The organism is Sphingomonas sp. VDB2 (assembly GCF_047946695.1).
GTDB classification, from domain to species: Bacteria; Pseudomonadota; Alphaproteobacteria; order Sphingomonadales; family Sphingomonadaceae; genus Sphingobium; species Sphingobium bisphenolicum.
This window is the reverse complement of the sequence record NZ_CP159615.1, coordinates 1,970,482-1,990,724: the sequence shown is the minus strand read 5'-3', so window position 1 is coordinate 1,990,724 and position 20,243 is coordinate 1,970,482. Positions and strand designations below refer to the sequence as shown.

General features: G+C 64.7%; 17 protein-coding genes and 1 tRNA gene. 9 read left to right on the top strand and 9 right to left on the bottom strand.

Annotated elements, in window-relative coordinates; translation table 11 throughout:
• Positions 1–6 precede the first annotated feature (6 nt).
• From ABT375_RS09845 to hspQ, 7 genes are all read right to left on the bottom strand, one after another.
• Positions 7–1,077, bottom strand: coding sequence for a phytase (locus ABT375_RS09845; protein WP_416462313.1), 1,071 nt, complete (start codon positions 1,075–1,077; stop codon positions 7–9).
• An 11-nt stretch (positions 1,078–1,088) separates the two neighbouring features.
• Positions 1,089–2,495: a metallophosphoesterase gene (locus tag ABT375_RS09840; protein ID WP_416462312.1), complete on the bottom strand. Its 1,407-nt coding sequence runs from the start codon at positions 2,493–2,495 to the stop codon at positions 1,089–1,091.
• A gap of 74 nt (positions 2,496–2,569) precedes the next feature.
• Positions 2,570–5,356 (bottom strand): TonB-dependent receptor, encoded by a 2,787-nt coding sequence (locus ABT375_RS09835; protein WP_224551014.1) that lies wholly within the window; start codon positions 5,354–5,356, stop codon positions 2,570–2,572.
• A 181-nt stretch (positions 5,357–5,537) separates the two neighbouring features.
• The gene (locus ABT375_RS09830; protein WP_416462310.1) at positions 5,538–5,717 is read right to left on the bottom strand and encodes a DUF3606 domain-containing protein; all 180 of its coding nucleotides are present in this window, start codon (positions 5,715–5,717) and stop codon (positions 5,538–5,540) included.
• Positions 5,718–5,806: 89 nt separating this feature from the next.
• Positions 5,807–7,774 (bottom strand): OPT family oligopeptide transporter, encoded by a 1,968-nt coding sequence (locus ABT375_RS09825; RefSeq protein ID WP_416462308.1) that lies wholly within the window; start codon positions 7,772–7,774, stop codon positions 5,807–5,809.
• A 141-nt stretch (positions 7,775–7,915) separates the two neighbouring features.
• The gene (locus tag ABT375_RS09820) at positions 7,916–8,740 is read right to left on the bottom strand and encodes a GDSL-type esterase/lipase family protein (RefSeq protein ID WP_261936183.1); all 825 of its coding nucleotides are present in this window, start codon (positions 8,738–8,740) and stop codon (positions 7,916–7,918) included.
• Positions 8,697–9,068: a heat shock protein HspQ gene (hspQ, locus tag ABT375_RS09815; RefSeq protein ID WP_261936184.1), complete on the bottom strand. Its 372-nt coding sequence runs from the start codon at positions 9,066–9,068 to the stop codon at positions 8,697–8,699. Before hspQ ends, ABT375_RS09820 begins: the two co-directional genes overlap by 44 nt.
• Positions 9,069–9,191: 123 nt before the next feature.
• Between hspQ and ABT375_RS09810 the strand changes: the two genes are divergently transcribed.
• Positions 9,192–9,281: transfer RNA gene (locus tag ABT375_RS09810), tRNA-Ser, on the top strand.
• Positions 9,282–9,550: 269 nt separating this feature from the next.
• On the opposite strand, the gene ABT375_RS09805 is transcribed toward ABT375_RS09810, so the two are convergent.
• Positions 9,551–10,153 carry a hypothetical protein gene (locus ABT375_RS09805; RefSeq protein ID WP_416462306.1) on the bottom strand — a complete coding sequence of 201 codons (603 nt, stop codon included), beginning with the start codon at positions 10,151–10,153 and terminating at the stop codon, positions 9,551–9,553.
• Between the two features lie 391 nt (positions 10,154–10,544).
• On the opposite strand from ABT375_RS09805, the gene ABT375_RS09800 reads away from it, so the two are divergent.
• Both ABT375_RS09800 and ABT375_RS09795 read left to right on the top strand, forming a co-directional pair.
• Positions 10,545–12,965, top strand: a complete 2,421-nt coding sequence (locus ABT375_RS09800; protein ID WP_416462304.1) for a membrane-bound PQQ-dependent dehydrogenase, glucose/quinate/shikimate family — start codon at positions 10,545–10,547, stop codon at positions 12,963–12,965.
• A 41-nt stretch (positions 12,966–13,006) separates the two neighbouring features.
• Entirely contained in the window at positions 13,007–13,951 is a 945-nt protein-coding gene (locus tag ABT375_RS09795; protein WP_416462303.1) for a cation diffusion facilitator family transporter, read from the top strand.
• A 66-nt stretch (positions 13,952–14,017) separates the two neighbouring features.
• Here ABT375_RS09795 and ABT375_RS09790 read toward each other — a convergent pair whose 3' ends face one another.
• Positions 14,018–14,479, bottom strand: coding sequence for an Lrp/AsnC family transcriptional regulator (locus ABT375_RS09790; protein ID WP_224550444.1), 462 nt, complete (start codon positions 14,477–14,479; stop codon positions 14,018–14,020).
• 113 nt (positions 14,480–14,592) lie between these two features.
• Here ABT375_RS09790 and phhA point away from each other — a divergent pair, with 113 nt between their 5' ends.
• Genes phhA through ABT375_RS09760 form a run of 6 tightly spaced genes read left to right on the top strand, consistent with a single transcriptional unit; the run spans position 14,593 to position 20,177 of the window.
• The gene (gene phhA, locus ABT375_RS09785; RefSeq protein WP_416462301.1) at positions 14,593–15,450 is read left to right on the top strand and encodes a phenylalanine 4-monooxygenase; all 858 of its coding nucleotides are present in this window, start codon (positions 14,593–14,595) and stop codon (positions 15,448–15,450) included.
• A gap of 57 nt (positions 15,451–15,507) precedes the next feature.
• Positions 15,508–16,572 (top strand): 4-hydroxyphenylpyruvate dioxygenase, encoded by a 1,065-nt coding sequence (gene hppD / locus ABT375_RS09780; RefSeq protein WP_224550446.1) that lies wholly within the window; start codon positions 15,508–15,510, stop codon positions 16,570–16,572.
• Complete coding sequence (gene hmgA, locus ABT375_RS09775; RefSeq protein ID WP_416462300.1) at positions 16,569–17,876, top strand: homogentisate 1,2-dioxygenase; 1,308 nt, start codon at positions 16,569–16,571, stop codon at positions 17,874–17,876. Before hppD ends, hmgA begins: the two co-directional genes overlap by 4 nt.
• Entirely contained in the window at positions 17,876–19,180 is a 1,305-nt protein-coding gene (gene fahA, locus ABT375_RS09770; RefSeq protein WP_416462299.1) for a fumarylacetoacetase, read from the top strand. The genes hmgA and fahA overlap by 1 nt, the downstream gene beginning before the upstream one ends.
• Positions 19,177–19,821 carry a maleylacetoacetate isomerase gene (gene maiA, locus ABT375_RS09765; protein ID WP_416462298.1) on the top strand — a complete coding sequence of 215 codons (645 nt, stop codon included), beginning with the start codon at positions 19,177–19,179 and terminating at the stop codon, positions 19,819–19,821. Before fahA ends, maiA begins: the two co-directional genes overlap by 4 nt.
• A complete protein-coding gene (locus tag ABT375_RS09760) occupies positions 19,818–20,177 on the top strand; it encodes a Rieske (2Fe-2S) protein (RefSeq protein ID WP_416462297.1) in 360 nt (119 codons plus the stop codon). The genes maiA and ABT375_RS09760 overlap by 4 nt, the downstream gene beginning before the upstream one ends.
• Positions 20,178–20,243 lie beyond the last annotated feature (66 nt).

Genomic DNA, 20,243 nt, shown 5'->3' with positions numbered 1-20,243 from the left:
GGGAAGTCAGCGTGGCAGCCCCAGCGCCTTGCCGATGTCGTCCCAGGCGACCAGTTTGAAATTCTGGGCGGCGGTCGCATTGTGGCCGTCCTGCGCCACGAACAGCCCGCCGGGATAGGCCGGGCCGAAATCGCCGAGCATCAGGTCGATGCCGTCGGTTTCCTCCGATCCGCCGATGGCGTCGTCCACCACGCGGAAGCGACCGACATAGGAGTCGTCGCTGATCCGGTAGACGACATAGGCATTGTCGCCCTGGCTGGACACGAGGACATAGCCGTCCTTCGCGCCGATCGGCGCGATGGCGACGCCTTCGGCATCCATGACCAGATTCTTCCCGTCGGCCGCAGCGATCTTCGTCGGCATGGCCGATCCGGTCGCGCGCGCGTCGAAGCGCCAGAGGCCGACATCCTCCTCCGCCACATAGAGGGTGCCGGTGCGATCATCGACGGCGCAGCCTTCCGACTGGGTGCCGAGCTTCATGGTGCGGACGATCGTGCCGGTCGGCGTCGCGCCCGATGCGTCGAGCGCGACCTGATGGATGGTGCCGTCCTTCAGTACGATGAAGCCGTAGGTCGCCGCGCCTTCACGCGACAGGCAGACGCCATAGGCCTCGCCGGTCCCGGCATCGACCTTGCCCAGCGCCGTGAGCTTGGCCGTGGCGGGGTCGAGGCGGAAGAGCGCGAGCTTCGCGTGGGCGACATCGCTGCGGTCGGACGCGACGACGAGGATGCCGGGCCGGCCGGCGATCGTCACGCCGTCGCGCAGGTCGACATTGTTGACCCGGCCCGCGTTCAGAAAGTCGCGGGTCTTGCCGTCGAGGCCATAGACGTAGAGCCCGGCCTTCTTGTCGGTGCCCACGATCAGGCTCTGCGCGGGGTCGGCCGGGTTGCGCCAGATCGCGGGGTCGTCGGCCGCGTCGGCATTGGCGGTGCCGACCGGCGTGGTTTCGCCGCGCGCGGTGACGGTCACCGCCGCAGTGGCGTTGGCGATGCGGGTGGCGACGGGCACTTCCGCTTCCGTCGTGGTGCAGGCGGCCAGGGCGAGGAGGCTGGTGAGGGGGAGGGCGAAAGGCTTCATCTTGGTCTTCCTCACTTGCCGCGCGCGACGCATTTGCCGCCGTCGGGGCCGATATTGCCGGTGCAGGTGCGTTGGGCGATGGTCGGTTCGGTGGTGCCGGTCAGATGATTGCCGTCCGCCCGCTTTTCCAGGTCGAAGCCGTCATAGAGCTTGCCCGATGCGGTGAAGGTGCGAAATGTGAGCCGGTCGATACCGCCGTCATTGGCCACATCCACCACCTGATAGAGTTCGGTCGCTTCGGCAGTCCTGTCGGGCTGGGTGCGGGCGCGGTCGTTGAGGCCGTACATTTTGGCGCCGGTGACCGAGACGAGATAAACCGGCCCCTGGATCGCGCCATTTCTGCGCGCCGTGGCGGAGGCTTCGCGTCCCGCTTCGGAGGTCAGGCGGCTGTAGCAATGGTCATGGCCTTGCAGCACCAGATCGACCTTGCGCTTGTCGAACACCGGCTTCCACGCGGCCTTGATCTCCGCCGTGTCCTGCGGCCGGGCGCAGGTGAAGACGGGCTGGTGGAACAGGACGATATTCCATGTCGCCTTGCTGGATGCCAGCGTGGCGTCGAGCCATTGGGTCTGCTGCGCCATGGTGCCGAGATCGATCGCCGAGGTGCCGTCGAGGATGATGAAGCGTACGCCCTGATAGTCCACGAAATAGGTCGTCTTCAGGCCCGGCACGCCATTGTCGGGCAGGGCGAACTGGAGCGGGAAATACGGGCCGAGCCGGCGGCTTTCCGTGCCGTCCGGCAGCGCCACGTCGACATATTCATGATTGCCGGTGGCGGGCAGTTGCGGGACGATCGACCAGTTATAGCCGCCCGCCTGGTTCCATTCGCCCCATTCGTCGTCATGGTCGAGATCGTCGCGCTGCGCCGCGAGATCGCCGGCATGGGCGACCAGTTCGATGCCGCCATTGGCATGGAAGGCCTGACGAATGACGCGGCTGGCATAGGTCAATATGCCGTTCTGGATGTCGCCCAGATAGAGGAAACGGAAAGGCTTCGCCTCTGTCGAAGCCGTGTGGAATTGCAGCCATTCGCTCCAGCCCGCGCTGCCCTTGAGCCGATAGGCGTAGACGGTGTCGGGAGTCAGATTGTCGAAGCGGATCTGGTGATAGAGGGCCGGGCCGTTGGCGCTGTCCTTTGCCGTTCCAGGCGAACCCGCGATGGTCTGCGCCTTTTCCTCCAGCGTCGGGCCGTCGACCGCGATGGCGATCTGCGCTTCGCTAGGCGACTGGGCGGCGTCGGTGCGATAGGCCACCGCCATGCCGCGGGCCGGATCGGCGGCGGGCGTCAGGATGATGCGGTCGGGCAGGCTGCGCGCGGCATAGGGCGTGCCGGTCGAGCGCGGGACGGGTGGCGTCGGTGTCTGGGCATCGGCGGGCGCCGTGCCGGCCAGCAGAGCGATGAGGGCGAGGCGGATCATGGCCTGGACTCCGGTAAAAGCAAAAAGCCGGCCGGGTAAGGGAACCCGGCCGGCAGAGGGGAACAAGGGGCGGATCAGAAGCTGGCGGTGACGCCGAACTTCGCGGTCCAGTTATATTCTTCATATTGCAGGATGCGCTTCGACCCGGCGTAGTTCTGATAGGCGAAATAGGGTTCGTTGGTGGCGTTGATCCACTCGGCGAACACGCGCACGCCCGGCGCGACCCGGTATTTGGCGCTCAGGTCGAGCTGGAAGTGATTGTCGACATAGCGGTCCTGATCGGCTTCGCTGCCCAGTTCGTCCAGATATTTGTCGCGATAGGTGCCGGCCGCGCGCAGCGAGACCGGACCCTTTTCGTAGCCCAGCACCAGGTTGAAGGTGTTCTTGGACGAGGACATCAGCGGGATTTTGCGCGGATCGCTGATGTCGCCGTCGGTCGGCACCGTGCCCTTGGCGTCGGTATAGGTATAGTTGGCGTTGAGCAGCAGGCCGTCGAACGGCGCGGGCAGGAAGCTGAACACCTGGCTGTAGGACAGTTCCAGTCCCTTGATCTTGGCCTTGTCGCCATTGATGTAGGTGGTCAGTTCCTCATAATCGACGCCCATGATCGTGCCCGGATCGGTGATCCGCTGTTCGACCACGAAGTCCTTGACCGACTTCCAGAAGAAGCCGGCGGTCAACGCTGCATTGGTGCCGAAATACCATTCGGCCGACAGGTCGGCGTTCCACGCCTGATAGGGTTTGAGGTTCGGGTTGCCGAAGGTCGCCTCGCGATCCTCGTTGATGTCGAAGCGCGGCGCGAGGTTGGACAGCTTGGGACGCACGAGGCTCTTGTAGCCGCCCGCGCGGAAGACGAGGTTGCGGACGGGTTCGTAGCGGACCGTCAGGCTGGGCAGCCAGTTGGTGTAGTTGCGGATGAAGCGGTTGGGCGTGATCGTGACATTCTCGTCCGAGTCCGTTTCGGTCAGGAAGGCGCGGATGTCGTTGCGGGTCTGCTCCATGCGGACGCCACCGATGACGCGCAGCGTCTCGCTGTCCCAGCGGCCCAGCAGGTAGGTCGCCAGGATGTCTTCCTTCACCGAATAGTCCGACGTCGCCGAATTGAGCGTGGAGTCCAGCTCGTTGCGTTCGAAATTGGCGATGTTGTCGTAGAAGAAGTCGGTCGGGCCGGTGTGGCTGGGCAGGGGCAGGATGTCCTGGATGCGGTAGGTCTGGCCGCCCAGCACGTCGGCGAGCGTGTAGTCGCCGTCATAGTCGTCATAGACGTCGGCCTGGAGGTCGTAGCTCTTCTTGCGCCAGCGCGCCTTCATGCCCGTCTGCACCGTGAAGGTGCCGCCATCGCTTGCAAAGGCGCGTGAAATGTCACCCTTTATCATATATTCGCGGTCCTTCGAATTGGACAGCGTGGTGCGCTCCAGTTCGTTGAAACCATAGCTTTCGGGGTCGTAGAAATCGGCGGTGTTGCCGCTGACCGTGAAGGTCGGCTTCATCGGGTTGGAATAGTCGAAATTCACGTCGACGCCGTCGCCGTCGAAACGGGCGCGGAAACGGGTGGGATCAATCGAGCCATTCTCGCGCTCGCTCGATTCGGACCAGCTGCCGGCATAGGTGGCCTTCCACGGGCCGGTTTCGGTGACGCCGCCCAGGGTCAGCGACTTGATCCGCTGGCGCTCGAACCGATCCTTCATGCGGCGGCGTACTTCGATGCGGCCGTCCTCGTCGCTGAACTGGACGGTATCGCCCGAAGCCGATGCGGGAGGCTCGCTCATGATCAGGGTCACGTCGCCGCGATATTCCTGGTCGTCGAACTGGCTGTAGATGCCGCGCGCATAAAGTTTGGTCGTGTCCGTCGCGAGCCAGTCGAGGCTGAGCGAACCACCGAGGCGCTTCCGCTGCACGTCATAGTCGCGATACTGGACTTCTTCGGCATAGGCGGTGCCGTCGTCGGTCTGGTTCCAGTCGGCCGCCTCGATATTGTCGGTCTGGAACTTGCGCTTATAGTAGCTGACGCCACCGGCGATGCCGAACCGGTCGGTGATGCGGGTCGAAAAGTCGAAGCTGCCCTTGGGCGTCAGTGCATCGGCATAGTCGTTATAGCTGCCTTCCAGCTTGACCGTGTAGAGATCCTTCTTGCGGTCGAAGGCGCTGGTGGTGTTGATCTCGATCGACGCGCCGATGGTGTCGGCGTCCATGTCCGGCGTCAGCGACTTCTTGATTTCGATCGATTCGATCAGTTCCGACGGGATGACGTCGAGCGCGACCGAGCGGACGTCGCTTTCCGGTGCGGGGATGCGCGTGCCGTTGATCGAGGCGGCGTTGAGTTCGGGATCGAGGCCGCGGACCGAAACGAAGCGGCCCTCACCCTGGTCGTTCAGGATGTTGACGCCGGGCAGGCGGCGGATCGATTCGGCGACATTCTGGTCGGGGAACTGGCCGATGGCGTCGCGGGTCAGGACGCTTTCGACACCGTCGGCGGCGCGCTGACGGGACAGCGTCGAGGCCTGGTTGGCGACCTGGCCGACGACGATGATCGACGCGTCGATATTCGATCCGATGCGGATGTCGGCATCGACATCGCCGCTGGCGGGCACGATGACGGTGGTGCGGACCGGATCGGCACCGACATAGCGGGCCTCGATCGTGTAGGTGCCGGGCGCGACATCGGGAAAGCGATAGCTGCCGTCACGGCCCGCTTCGGCGATGCGGCCGGTTTCCACGATGCGCAGTTGCGTCGATTGTAGCGCGCGCGTGCCGGTGCCGTCGGACACGGTGCCGGCGATGGTGCCGGCAAAAGCCGCTGCGGGGGTCGCGAGCGCGAGCATGATGGCTGCGCGGCTCGCGCCGCGAAGTAGGTGGTTCATCGATATTCTCCCTGTTGGCGCGGCAATGCGGCGTCGTTCCGCCTGCCAGTCGTTGAGGCGCGCAGTGGGAGATTGATGTTACGACTTCATTCCAGAGCCGTGACAGATCCGTGAATATCGCAGATATTAGACGGGGAAAAAGCGCGCGGCCCGGATCGGGCGGGCGTCCGAAGGTCGGAGGCTATTCCCGTTCCCGGCCCTTGCCCACGTTGAGATAGGCCGCGACCGCATCGACGCTGTCGCCGACGATGTCGACGGCCTCCTCCAGTTCATCGGGCGACACGTCGAAGCGGCAGGTCCAGTAAAGCAGCGCCGCTTCATCATCCAGCATGACGCGATCGACATTCCGATCCGGTTTCATGATGCGTCCTCCTGTCCCATCGGACAGGTACAAACGCATAAATGGCCGCGCTTTTCCGCTTCCCTTTGGGACAGGTGACCGGGAAAGGCTTAGCTGAGCGGGCTGCTGGCCCAGTTTTTGAGCTTGGCGTAGAGCGCGGCGATAACCCCGGCGAAGATCAGGATCGCGAGCGGCACGGCCCAGGGATTTTCCGCCACCAGCGCCAGCGGCGCATCGCTGTCGGTGCTGGCGACGATGCCGGCGAAGGCGACGCCGAACAGGCTTTCGCCGACGATGAAGCCGGTCGCCATCAGCACGCCCATGCGTTCGGCGAATTCCGGGTTCGACTGGCGCAGCGACCAGCGGTTGTAGAAATGGCCGATCACCGCGCCGACCGGGATCAGCAGGGTCAGCGCCATCGGCAGGTAGATGCCCATGCCGACCGCAAGCGGGGGCAGGCGCAGCTTGCCGGCGCGGCCGAGCAGTTCGTCGACCAGCACCACGACCGAGCCGATCCCTGCGCCGATGCCGATCAGCCCCCAGTCGAGATCGCCGCCCAGCACGCCCTTGGCCAGCGCGGAGATGAGCGCCGCCTGCGGTGCGGGCAGGGCGTTCGGCCCGGCGCCGGGCGCGCCGGCGAAGCCGAAGGCGCTGTTGAGCAGGTCTAGCACCGGCGGGATCACCAGCGCGCCGAACAGCACGCCCAGGATCAGCGCGATCTGCTGCTTCCACGGCGTCGCGCCGACCAGCTGGCCGGTCTTGAGATCCTGCAGATTGTCGTTGGAGATGGTCGCGATGCCGAACACGATCGCCGTCGTGAACAGGGCATAGGCGATCAGCGCCTGCGTCTGCTTGGGATCGCCGCCGCCCGATCCGTAGATGGCGGCCAGCATCAGCGAAGCGCCCAGCACGGCGAGGATGCCGACGCCCGAAATCGGGCTGTTCGACGCGCCGATCAGGCCCGCCATATAGCCGCAGACCGACGCGATCACGATGCCCGCGACCAGCACATAGGCCAGGGTCAGGCCGATGACGGGCACGGGGTTGGCGGCGATCGGGCCGCCCTGCGCGAAGACCCAGAGCAGGAAGCCGATCGGCACCAGCGCAGCCAGGATGGTGCCGCCGACGATGGAGATAGGCAGGTCGCGCTCGGTAATGTCGAGGTCGGCGGCGTTGCCTGCCTTGCGCGTGGCGTTGGCGACCAGTGCGGAGCGGATGCCGCTGACGATGGGGCCGAGGATCTTGAGCAGGGTCCAGATCGCCGCGACGCCGATCGTGCCCGCGCCGATGAAGCGCGCCTTCATGCGGAAGGTGGTGCCGACGAGGTCGGCCAGGTCCGCGCCGGCGGGAACAGGCGTGGTCAGATAGGGCACGATGCCGACCCAGCTGATGAGCAGGCCGATGAACATGGCGACGCCGACCGACAGGCCGACGAGATGGCCGACGCCGATCAGCGCCATCGAAAAGCTGGTGGAGACCGACGTCGCGCCCGCGCCGAATTTGAAGAAGGTGGCGGCTTCTTCGGCTAGGATCTTCGTCTTGGCGACGATCGAGAAGCTGGCGGCGGCGATCGCGCTGGCGACGATCGCGGCGAGGCCGCGGCGGTTTTCCTCCAGCCCCTCGCGCGAACCCGCGCCGACCTTCAGCACTTCGGCGGCGGCGACGCCTTCGGGATAGGGCAGGTCGGAGCCGGTGACGAGCGCGCGGCGCAGCGGCACCGAATACATGACGCCCAATATGCCGCCCAGCGCGATGGTGCAGGCCGACAGCCAATAGGGGAAGCCCTGCCACCAGCCGATGATGACCAGGCCAGGCAGCACGAAGATGATCGCCGAGAGCGTGCCGGCGGCGGACGCGATGGTCTGGACGATATTGTTTTCCAGGATCGTGCCGGTCGCAAACAGCCGCAGCACCGCCATGGAGATGACCGCCGCGGGGATGGAGGTGGCGAAGGTCAGGCCGATCTTGAGGCCCAGATAGACGTTCGCCGCGGTGAAGATGAGGGTGATGAGCGCGCCGAGGATCACGCCCCTGATCGTCAGCTCCGCCATCGGCGTTGCCTTGCTATCCGTCGTCACCCGCATGTCCCCTTGGCTTTTTCTGGCGTCCTTGATCCGGCTGGTAATAATGTTGCTTGGCTGTGGATCAATCGGAAAGTGATATGCAACCGACTATGGACCCGCGATGGGCATGAGGACAGAGCAAAAAGGCGGCGCTGTTCAGGAAGTTTTGCCGCCACTCGTGCCGACCGGCCGGGCATGGTCGAGATAGGCGTCCACCAGTCCCGTCCAGCGCTGATAGCCGCGCGCATTCATGTGCAGTCCGTCGGGGCGGAAGAGCGAGGCGTCGGGCAGGCCGTCGCGCGCCAGCAAGGCGGTGCCGACGTCGAGATAGTCGAATTTCTCCGCTCTGGCGCGTGCTGCGATGGCGGCGTTGACCTGCGCCATCTTGGGCCAGAGCGTCCAGCGGATCGGGCTGGGCTTGAGCGAGAGCCAGACGATGGCGGCGCGGGGATAATCGGCGCGCAGCCGCTTGAGCAGGGTCAGGATGTCGCGCGATACGGCGTCAGGCGTCGTGCCGGCGGCCAGATCATTCTCGCCCACATAGACGACTACCGAGCGCGGCGGGACGGGCGGGAGCAGCCGCTTGTAATAATGGAGGACATGGGCCGTGGTCGCGCCGCCGAAGCCGCGATTGACGGTGCCGATGTCGGTGAAGCTGCCCGCTATGTCCCACAGCCGGATGCTGGAGCTGCCCAGGAAGAGCGTGGCGTCGCGCATCGGGGGACCGGCGCTGTTGGCTTTGGCGAAGGCCTCCACCTCATTGGAGAAGGGGAAGGTCGGGTCGGCATTGGGGCCAGGGCCGGGGGCGGCGCGGGCGGGGGCTGGCGGCGGCACGGCCGCGGCAGGAGCCGCCAGCGCGCAGGCGAGCAGCAGCGTCAGCGCCGTGCGGCGCAGGCCCGCGGCCGGCAATCCGATGCCCGGGCCGATGTCCAGCACCTTAGTGGCGGTGGAGCGGGCGCAGGCGATATTTGCCGTCCGCATAGGGGCCGAACATGCCGGTGATGGCGGGATGATCGACCGGCTCGTCGCTGTCGTCGGTGACCAGATTCTGCTGGCTGACATAGGCAACATAGCTGGATTCGCCATTTTCGGCGAGCAGGTGATAGAAGGGCTGGTCCTTGTCTGGCCGCGCGGTTTCAGGAATCGCTTCATACCATTCCTCGCTATTGGCGAAGACCGGATCGATATCGAACACGACGCCGCGAAAGCCGAACATGCGATGCTTGACCACATCGCCGATATTGAAGCGGGCATGGACGATCGGCGGGGCAGTGACGCCGGCGCCGAAAATCTGAATCGTGTCTTTCATTCCCCCAATTTAGGATGCTGCCCGGCGGACACAAGAAAAATACCGGAAAGGCCGCTTGGCAAGCGCGATTTCATTCGCTAATGGCCGCCCCTCGACCGGGACGGCGCAGGCCGGACCTTCTGCGGAGAGGTGGCAGAGTGGTCGAATGCACCGCACTCGAAATGCGGCGTGCCCGAGAGGGTACCGTGGGTTCGAATCCCACCCTCTCCGCCAGTTTCTCCACGAAATCTGTTTTCGTCGCTCTCGAAAAGGGCGGCTGTACGTGTCGCTTCACGCCTCTTTCTCTTGACGGCCAATATGGGATCGCGCGGCATGACGCGGGGCGGCGTGCGATATGTCGATCCGGTTCGTGTCATCGATAGTGACGACGCGCTGGCGCGCAACGCACGCCTTGCCGCCATCCCCCGGTCTGGAGGGGACGAAATCCGGGCCCTGGAGCAGAACCCTGCCCCAAGGACAGGCTTCGGTCCGCCCCGCAGCGATCAATGATTGCTGACGAGCAGAACCCTCAATTCCTCCCACAGCGGACTGTTGAATTGCAGAACATATGTCCCCGCGACATTATAGGGCGCCTCTGTGAGGTCCAGGCAGCGAAAGCCCCCTGTCTCGATGTCGATATTTTGGGGCGTATCCAGCTTCCGATAGGAATTTGTCAGCAGACAATATTTGAATTTGGGGAAAAGCTTTGCGGCAAATCCCATGATGACGTCATCGGGCAGATGCTGAAGCACGTCTTTCATGATCAGCAAATCGCCGCCTCTGACATCCATGACATCGTCCGGCATGACGTCGAAATTCGCGTCATCCGATGAGTGAAGCGCGATATTTTGAGCGACTATGGTGGGAACGACATCATATCCCTGATAGGATACGCCGTCGTAATTGATGAACTTCGAAAACTGCCAGTCGCCGCAGCCGACGTCGGTCACCGAACGAATATTGTTCAGGGCGATGAATTGCTCAAGAAACATACGGTATGCCATGGTGTGATACGGGCTTGATCCGCTGCCCGAATGGCCACCCCAATCCGAAACATCCTTGTCGTATTTGTGTGAAAACACAGACGCTAACGGTAGGGACTGCATGTTATCTCTCCAGTTCACGCTATGAGGAAATGGGATAGCCGCGCTTCATGACATGTCAACCGATGTGCTGCCGTCATGATGTCCTTCCGTCGCCGCCATTATGGGGCGTCGCTGCGTCGGTGTCGGAAAGCCGCTGTCTGCCCGTAACCCGACCGGCGCATTTTGCGGCGGAGTTCGCGCAAGATCGACCGATTGTCGCCGGGAGGCGGCGATGGCCGTGGCCCGTCCCGGGTGCATTCTTTCCGGCAGCGGCCGATGCCGGACCTTGGAAACGGTAAGTTTCGATTGAGAACCGGAACAGAAACATTTGTCAGAATTTTAGTCCCTGCGCGGCGGGGACCTGCCCGTTCGGTGGCGGGCGCCATCGACCATCGAGACGAGGAATTTCCAATTGCCCGAACGTCGTAGCTGGCCAGCCATCATCCTGGGTTTCGTCATCGCCGCCATAGGCGTGGTTTTGACAGGCGGGGGCATATGGCTCGCTACGCTCGGCGGCTCGCTTTATTATGGGCTGGCCGGGGTCGCGATGCTCTTCGCCGGCGTGATGCTGATGCGCAGCCGGATGCTGGGCGCCTACGCCTATATCGCCGTCGTGGCGGCCACCGTGCTCTGGGCCTTTTTCGATGCTAGCAGCAATCTCGTCTGGGCGCTGGTGCCGCGCATCATCGCGCCGGTCGTGCTGCTGGTCGCGACCTTCCTGGTCATGCCGACGCTGACGCGGGCGGCCAATCGCTGGAAGCTGGCGGGCGTGGGCGTCGGCGTTGCGGTCGTGGCGACGGCGCTGTTGTTTACCTTCCTGGGCACGCGCGACGTTTCGGTCGCGGCGCTGCCTGCGCCAAATTCGATAGGGATGATGGACCCGTCGGGCATGGCGACGGGCGCGGACTGGCCCGCTTATGGCGGCACCGGCGCGGCGCGGCGCTATTCGCCGCTGACCCAGATCAATGCCGGCAATGTCGCGCAGCTCAAGCAGGTCTGGCTGGCGCATACCGGCGACATGCCGAGCGATGCGGCCGCCGCCGCCCAATATGGCGCCGAAACGACGCCGCTGAAGGTCGGCAATGCGCTCTACCTCTGCTCCGCCAAGAATATCATGATCTCGCTCGACGCGGCCACGGGCAAGGAGCGCTGGCGCTTCGACCCCAAGGTGCCGAACGCCTGGATTCCCTACACGGCCGCCTGCCGCGGGGTGAGCTATTATGCCGTCCCGAACGCCGCGCCCGGATCGCTCTGCGCCAGGCGGCTGATCGAAGGGACGCTGGACGCCCGCCTGATCGCGGTCGATGCCGAAACCGGGCGTCCCTGCCCCGATTTCGGAACCAACGGCCAGGTCGATGCCAAGATCGGCATGGGCAAGGTCTTCCCCGGCCTCGTCTCGATCAACTCGCCGCCGGTCATCATTCGCGATATCGCGGTGACCGGGCACCAGACGCTGGACGGGCAGCAGCGCTGGGAGCCGTCGGGCGTGATCCAGGGTTTCGACGCGGTCACCGGCAAGCTGCGCTTCGCCTGGGACATGAAGCATCCCGAATGGAATAGCTATCCGCCCGAAGGCCAGCAATGGTCGCGCGGCACGCCCAATATGTGGACGATCGCCAGCGGCGACGAGGCGTTGGGGCTGGTCTATCTGCCGATGGGCAACAGCACGGTCGATTATTGGAGCACGATGCGTTCGCCGGTGGAAAACAGCTTTGCTACCTCGATCGTCGCGCTGGACGTGACGACGGGCAAGCCGCGCTGGACGTTCCAGGCGGTCAAGAACGACGTATGGGACTATGATTTCGGCAGCCAGCCCACGCTGATCGATTATAAGGGCAAGGCCGCCCTGCTGGTGTCGTCCAAGCAGGGCGACATCTATGTGCTGGACCGGGCGACCGGCCGGCCGCTGACGCCGATCGGCACGATCAGGGCGCCGGGCGGCGGCGTCGAACCCGGCCAGCGCGCGCCGACGCAGATCGTCTCGCTGTGGCAGACGCTGCGCAAGGCGCCGCTGACGGAGTCCGACATGTGGGGCATGTCGCCGATCGACCAGATGATCTGCCGCATCAATTTCCGCCGGGCGAGCTACAAGGGCTTCTTCACGCCCCCTGAAACGACCCGCCATTCGATCGAATATCCCGGCTATAATGGCGGGACGGACTGGGGCAGCGTCGCCGTCGACCCTGCGCGGGGCGTGATCGTCGCCAACTATAACGACATGCCCAATTATGTCCGCCTCGTGCCCCGCGCCGAGGCCGACAAAAAGGGCTGGTTCACCCGCGAGCAGAAGGCCGACATGGCCAGGCAGGACAAGGGCGGCAACGCCAGCCGGGGTGGCAAGCCCCATGCCGAGGGCGCGGGCGATCCGCAGGCGGAAACCCCCTATGCGATCGATGTGAATGCCGGATGGCAGATGCCCTTCACCGGGATGCTGTGCAAACAGCCCCCCTATGGCGGCATCCGGGCGATCGACATCGCCACCGGCAAGACGATCTGGGACCGCCCGTTCGGATCGGCGCGCAAGAACGGCCCGTTCGGCATCCCCAGCTATCTGCCCTTCACCATCGGCACGCCCAATAATGGCGGCTCGGTCGTGACGGCGGGCGGCCTCATCTTCATCGCGGCGGCCACCGACGACCTGTTCAAGGCGATCGACCTCAGGACCGGCAAGATCATGTGGCAGACCGCGCTGCCCGCTGGCGGACAGGCGACGCCGATGGTCTATGAACAGAATGGCCGCCAATATGTGGTGCTGATGACCGGCGGCCATCACTTCATGAAGACCCCGATCGGGGATCAGGTGATCGCCTGGGCCCTGCCGACCAAAGGATGATGCGTGACGTCCCATACAGGCCAGCCAGCGGCGCCGTTTGAATGAGCGATCCGGGGTGGACCGCCCATATCCGGGCCAACATCGTCCTCTACGGCGCGCTGGCGGCCAATATGGGGATCGCGGTCGCCAAGTTCGTGGCGGCTGCGATCACCGGATCGTCGTCGATGCTGACCGAAGGCTTTCATTCGCTGGTGGACAGCGGCAACCAGTTGCTGCTGCTTTACGGCCAGAAGCGCGCACGCCGCCCCGCCGATCGCGCCCATCCCTTCGGCTATGGCCGCGAACTGTATTTCTGGGCGTTCGTCGTCGCGATCCTGATCTTCGCCGTGGGCGCGGGTGTATCGATCTACGAGGGCTGGGCGCATATCCAGGCGCCAGAGCCGCTGCTCGACCCCGCGATCAACTATATCGTCCTGGGCATCGCCTTTGCGATGGAGGGCGCGTCCTGGCTGATCGCGATGCGCGACTTCGATCGCAAACGCGGTGCGGCGAGCTGGTGGCAGTCGGTGCGGCGATCGAAAGATCCCGCGGGCTTCATCGTCCTGTTCGAGGACAGCGCGGCCCTGATCGGACTCATCATCGCGGGCGTCGGCATCTGGGCGAGCCATCATTATGGCGATGCCCGGATCGATGGGGTCGCATCGATCCTCATCGGCCTGGTGCTGGCCTTCGTCGCCATCATGCTCGCGCGCGAAGCCAAGGGCCTGCTGATCGGGGAAAGCGCCGACCCGGCTTTGATCGAACAGGTGTGGCGTGCGGTCGAGCGTCGGCCGGAGATCGTGGCGGTCAATCATGTCAGGACCATCCACACCGCGCCCGATGCGGTCTTCGTCGCGATCAGTGCGGATTTCGAGGATGCGCTGACCATGGGCGAGGGCGAAACCCTGATCGAAGCGATCGAAGCCGAACTCAAGCGCGCCATGCCGGAGCTGACGTCCATTTATATCCGGCCGGAAAAGCGGGAAAATGCCGTTCATGTACTTTAGGACATTTGCAGGCCGTCAACACGGAATGTCGACCGGCCCCGGATAACCAGGAACACCCCAATTTCCCTATACTGGCAAGGCGGTCGTATATTTGGTGAGCGACAGCGCGAAATGCGACGATGCGCCGCCGACGGCAGGATGTTCCAGCAGGACGCGCATCAGGAAGCGCTCATAATCCTCGACGTCCGCCGCGACCACGCGCAGCAGATAATCCCAGTCCCCCGACATGGAATAGCATTCGATGATCTCCCGCCGCTCGCGCACGAACGCCTCGAACGGCGCCCGCACCTCGCGCGCATGGCTGCGCACGCGGATGTTGCAGAAGACATTGACCTTCCGGTCGATCGCCACGGCATTCAGCAATCGGACCGCCGGGCCTAGCACCCCCGCCGCCTCCAGTGCCTTGACCCGCCGCCAGCAGGACGCGGCGGAACTGCCGACCCGATCGGCCAGTTCCGCATTGCTGAGCGTGGCGTCCGATTGCAGCTGGTCGAGAATGCGCCGATCGACGGCGTCCAGATCGATCATGTTTCATATTCCTTCATATTGTGAAACCTGTGGTTCAATTTATGGCGATAACCCGCATATATTGAAACAGGATTTCGGCTTTTCCATGCGATAAGGTCGGCATGGGACAGGATATGCACGAACGACCGAAGGGCGCTGCCGACGACTGGACCATTGCCCAGGACTGGGGCCGTTATACCGCGGCGGAACATGCGATGTGGGATCGCCTGTTCGAACGGCAGGGGAAGATGCTGCCCGGCCGCGTCGTGCCGGAATTTATGGCGGGCCTCGACATATTGCGCATGGACAAGCCGGGCATTCCCAATTTCGATGCGCTGTCGGAACGGTTGATGAAGGCGACGGGGTGGCAGGTCGTCGCGGTGCCCGGGCTGGTCCCCGACGCCGTATTTTTCGACCATCTCGCCAACCGTCGCTTCGTCGCGGGGCGCTTCATCCGGACCCCCGACCAGATCGATTATCTGGAGGAGCCGGACATCTTCCATGACGTGTTCGGCCATGTGCCGCTGCTCGCGAACCCGGTATTCGCCGATTACATGCAGGCCTATGGGCAGGGCGGGCTGCGCGCCGACGGCCTGGGCGCGATCGAGCGGCTGGCGCGGCTTTACTGGTATACGGTCGAATTCGGCCTGATCCGCCAGGACGACGGGCTCAAGGTCTATGGTGCCGGCATCGTCTCCTCCTATGGCGAATCCCTGTTCGCGCTGGACGATCCGTCGCCCCATCGGCTCGGGTTCGATCTGAGGCGGCTGATGCGGACCAACTACAAAATCGACGATTATCAGCAGAGCTATTTCGTGATCGACAGTTTCGAAGACCTTCTGCGCCAGACGGCCCAGACGGATTTCGCGCCGCTTTATGCGGAACTGGACGGTCAGCCCGACCTTGCCACCGACGCGCTGTTGCCGGGCGACCGGGTCTTCACCCGCGGAACGCAGGCCTATGCCCACAGTCGGGCGGAGGTCGGTGCATGAGAGCGCTGAAGACGCCGGCCCTGTTTCATGACTGACATAAAGAGAGAGGATTTGCCCATGGCCACCCACGCCAGCCCTGCAGCGGAGCCTACGACCGACAATCCGCTCGGCCTCAACGGTTTCGAATTCGTCGAGTTCACCTCGCCCGATCCGGACGGTATGGCCGCGCAGTTCGAGCAGCTTGGCTTTACCGCGACGCATCGCCATCCGGTGAAGAACATCACCCGTTACAAGCAGGGTCGCATCAACCTGATGCTCAACCGCGACGATGCCGGTCGCGTCGCGGCGTTTCGGGGCGAGCATGGCGCATCCGCCAGCGCCATGGCGTTCCGCGTCAACGACCCGCAGGCGGCGATGCGCTGGGCGCTGGACCATGGCGCCAAGCGCACCGACGAGGATGACACCGTGATCCAGGGCATCGGCGGCTCCTACCTCTATTTCGTGGCGGACGATGCCGATCTCTATGCCGACTGGGCGGCGTTCCCCGGCTGGCGCGAAGCGGAAGCGCGAAACAATGTCGGCCTCGACCTGCTCGACCATCTGACCCACAATGTCCGGCGCGGCCAGATGCGGGTGTGGAGCGAATTCTACCGCACGCTGTTCAATTTCGAAGAGCAGAAATATTTCGATATCAAGGGGCAGGCCACCGGCCTGTTCAGCCAGGCGATGATCGCGCCGGACAAGGCGATCCGTATTCCGCTGAACGAAAGCCAGGACGACAGGAGCCAGATCGAGGAGTTCATCCGCCAATATAATGGCGAGGGTATCCAGCATCTCGCGCTCACCACCGCCGATATCTACGACACGGTCGAGCGGCTGCGCGGGCGCGGGGTGACGTTGCAGGACACGATCGAAACCTATTATGAGCTGGTCGACAAACGGGTGCCCGGCCATGGCGAGGATTTGGAGCGGTTGCGCGCGAACCGTATCCTGATCGACGGCGATGTGGAGAGCGAGGGCATATTGCTGCAGATCTTCACCGAGAATATGTTCGGCCCGATCTTCTTCGAGATCATCCAGCGCAAGGGCAATGAGGGTTTCGGCAACGGCAATTTCCAGGCACTGTTCGAAAGCATCGAGCTGGACCAGATCCGGCGCGGCGTCATCACGGTGGACGAATGACGGACCTGTTCCTGACCGGCTTTGGCAACCATCATGCGACCGAGGCGATTGCCGGCGCGCTGCCGGTGGCGCGCAATTCGCCGCAGCGCGTGCCTTTCGGCCTTTATGCCGAGCAGTTTTCGGCGACCGCCTTCACCGCGCCGCGGCACGAAAACCGGCGTAGCTGGCTCTACCGTATGCGGCCGAGCGCCGGTCACGGCCCGTTCCTGGCCTATGATCGCGACAGCCTGCTGCGGTCCGGTCCCTTTGCCGAAAGGCCCGCCTCGCCCAATCGCCTGCGCTGGAACCCGCTGGACATGCCGGTGGAACCCACGGATTTTGTCGATGGCCTGGTCACTTATGCCGGCAATGGAGATGTCGCGGCGGGGGTCGGTTGCGGCATCCATCTCTATGCCGCGAACCGGTCGATGGTCGATCGCGCCTTCTTTTGCGCCGATGGCGAACTGCTGATCGTGCCGCAGGTCGGTGCGTTGCGGATCGTGACGGAGATGGGCGTCCTGACCGTTGCGCCGTTGCAGATCGCGCTGATCCCGCGCGGCATCCGTTTCCGGGTGGAACTGCCGGGCGGGCCTGCGCGCGGCTATGTCTGCGAAAATTATGGTGCGCTGTTCCGCCTGCCGGACCTTGGCCCGATCGGGTCCAACGGCCTGGCCAATCCGCGCGATTTCGAAGCGCCGGTCGCGGCGTTCGAGGATGTCGAGCGGCCGACCCAGATCGTCCAGAAATTCGGCGGCAGGCTGTGGGCGACGACGATCGACCACAGTCCCTTCGATGTGGTCGCCTGGCACGGCACGGTCGCGCCCTATCGGTACGATCTGACGCGTTTCAACACGATCAACACGGTCAGCTACGACCATCCCGATCCGTCCATCTTCACCGTGCTGACATCGCCCAGCGACACGCCCGGCACGGCCAATATCGACTTCGTGATCTTTCCGCCGCGCTGGATGGTGGCGGAGGACACGTTCCGCCCGCCCTGGTTCCACCGCAACGTCATGAGCGAATATATGGGGCTGATCGAGGGCGAATATGACGCCAAGGCCGGCGGCTTCGCACCTGGCGGCGCCAGCCTGCACAATGCCATGTCCGGTCACGGGCCGGACGTGGCGAGCCATGACAAGGCGGTCGCCGCAGCGCTGGCGCCGCACCGGATCGAGGGGACGATGGCCTTCATGTTCGAGAGCCGCCACATGATACGGCCGACCGCCTGGGCGATGGACACGCCGCTGCTGCAATCCGACTATGACGCCTGCTGGGCGGGCTTCCGCAAGGCGCAATTGCCGGTCGCAAAGGGGGATTCGTGATGGCGGACTGGTGGACGACCGACGCGACGCATGACCCGGCGCTGACCAGCTGGGTCGAAAGCGCGCAGGGCCATGCCGATTTCCCGATCCAGAATCTGCCGATCGGGCTGTTCTCCCCATCCGGTCTGGCGCCGCGCATCGGCGTCGCGATCGGCGACCGCATTCTCGACCTGCGGGCCTGCGCGGATGCGGGGTTGCTGCCCGACGATCTGGCGGCCGCCTGCCGCGGCAGCGTGGTGAACGACCTGCTCGGCTTGCCGGCCGACCGGCGGCGGGCGCTGCGCCATGGCGTGAGCGGATTGTTGTCCGATCCGGCGCATCGGTCGGCGGCGGCGGCCTTTCTGCATGCCGCGGCGGACTGCACCCTGCACGTCCCCGCGCGGATCGGCGACTATACCGACTTCTATGTCGGCATCCATCACGCCAATAATGTCGGCCGCCAGTTCCGGCCCGACAATCCGCTGTTGCCCAATTATAAATATGTGCCGATCGGCTATCATGGTCGCGCCTCCTCGATCCGGGCATCGGGCGTGCCGCTGCGGCGACCGCTGGGCCAGCGCAAGCCGCCCGAGGCCGATGCGCCGGTCGTCGGGCCGACCACCCGCCTCGACTATGAGCTGGAGCTGGGCGTATGGATCGGGCCGGGCAATGCGCTCGGCACCCCCATTCCGATCGCGCAGGCCGCCGATCATGTCGCCGGCTTCTGCCTGCTCAACGACTGGTCCGCGCGCGATTTTCAGGCGTGGGAATATCAGCCGCTCGGCCCCTTCCTGGCCAAGAATTTCCAGTCGACCATCTCGCCGTGGATCGTCACAGCCGAGGCGATGGCGCCTTTCCGCATGGCCCAGCCCGCGCGGCCGCAGGGCGATCCGCCGCCGCTGCCCTATCTGCTGGACCCGGGCGATCAGGCGCATGGCGCGCTCGCCCTCACGCTGGAAGCCTGGCTGCTGACCGCGAGGATGCGGGAGGCGGGGGGGGCGCCCGTTCGCCTCAGCCGCGGTCCTGCGACCAGCATGTACTGGACCGTGCAGCAGATCGTCGCCCATCATGCGTCCAATGGCTGCAACCTCAATCCGGGCGACCTGCTGGGGACGGGCACCATTTCCGCGCCCACAAGCGACGGTTTCGGCAGCCTGATGGAGCTGAGCATCGGCGGCAAGGAACCGATCACCCTGCCCAATGGCGAAACCCGCGCCTTCGTGGAGGATGGCGACGAGATCATCCTGCGCGCCCATGCGTCGGCGCCGGGGCGCGTGTCCATCGGTCTGGGCGAATGCCGGGCGATGGTGATGCCAGCGCCATGAGCGAGGTCGTCCTGCATGGCTATTGGCGATCGTCGGCTGCCTATCGCGTGCGGATCGCGCTCAACCTCAAGGGCGTCGCCTATGCGCAGGTCAATCACGACCTGCGCATAGGCGCCCAGAGCGACGACGCCTATCTGGCGATCGCGCCGCATGGACTGGTGCCCGCGTTGCAGGTCGGCGATACGGTGCTGATCGAAAGCCCCGCCATTCTCGAATGGATCGACGCCCGGTGGCCGGAACCGGCTTTGCTGCCGCAGGATGAGGACGACAGGGCGATCGTCCGGTCGATGGCGGCGCTGATCGCGTGCGACATTCATCCGCTCAACAATCTGCGCGTCCTCCGGGCGCTGAAGCAGGATTTCGGCGCGGATCAGGCGCAGATCGATGCCTGGAGCCATCGCTGGATCGGCGCGGGCTTCGCGGCTCTCGAACAGATGGTCGCGCGCCATGGGGCCGGCCATGCGTTCGGCGACGCGCCGACGCTGGCGGACTGTTATCTCGTGCCGCAGCTTTTCAACGCCCGGCGCTCCGGCGTCGACCTGACGCCTTACCCCGCGCTGGTGGCGGCCGGTGACAAGGCCGCCGCCTTGCCGCTCGTTGCCGCGGCGCATCCCGAGATGCAGCCGGACGCCGACGCATGAGCGAAGGGCGGGTGGCGGCGACGCCGGCGGGAGTCCGATTGTGCCCGCTCGATAGCCTGGAAGACGGCGGCGCCCGCAATTTCGTGTTGCAGATGCGCGCGGGCCGTTTCCACGGCTTCGTCGTGCGCGATGGCCATCATCTGTCGGGCTTTGTCGATCGCTGCCCTCATGCCGGCCTGCCGCTGGCGCAAAAGCTGGACGACTATCTGACACCCGATGGACGCTTCATCGCCTGTAGTTGGCACGGCGCGTTGTTCGACAGGCAGGATGGCCGATGCGTCGGCGGTCCCTGCGTCGGCCAGTCGCTTGGCGCGTGGCCGGTGGCGCTGGTCGAAGACTGGGTCGTCACGGCCTGATGGCGCGGCCTATACCATGTCGTTCAGGGCGGATCGCCGCGCCGGGTATCCGGCAAAATTTTCTGT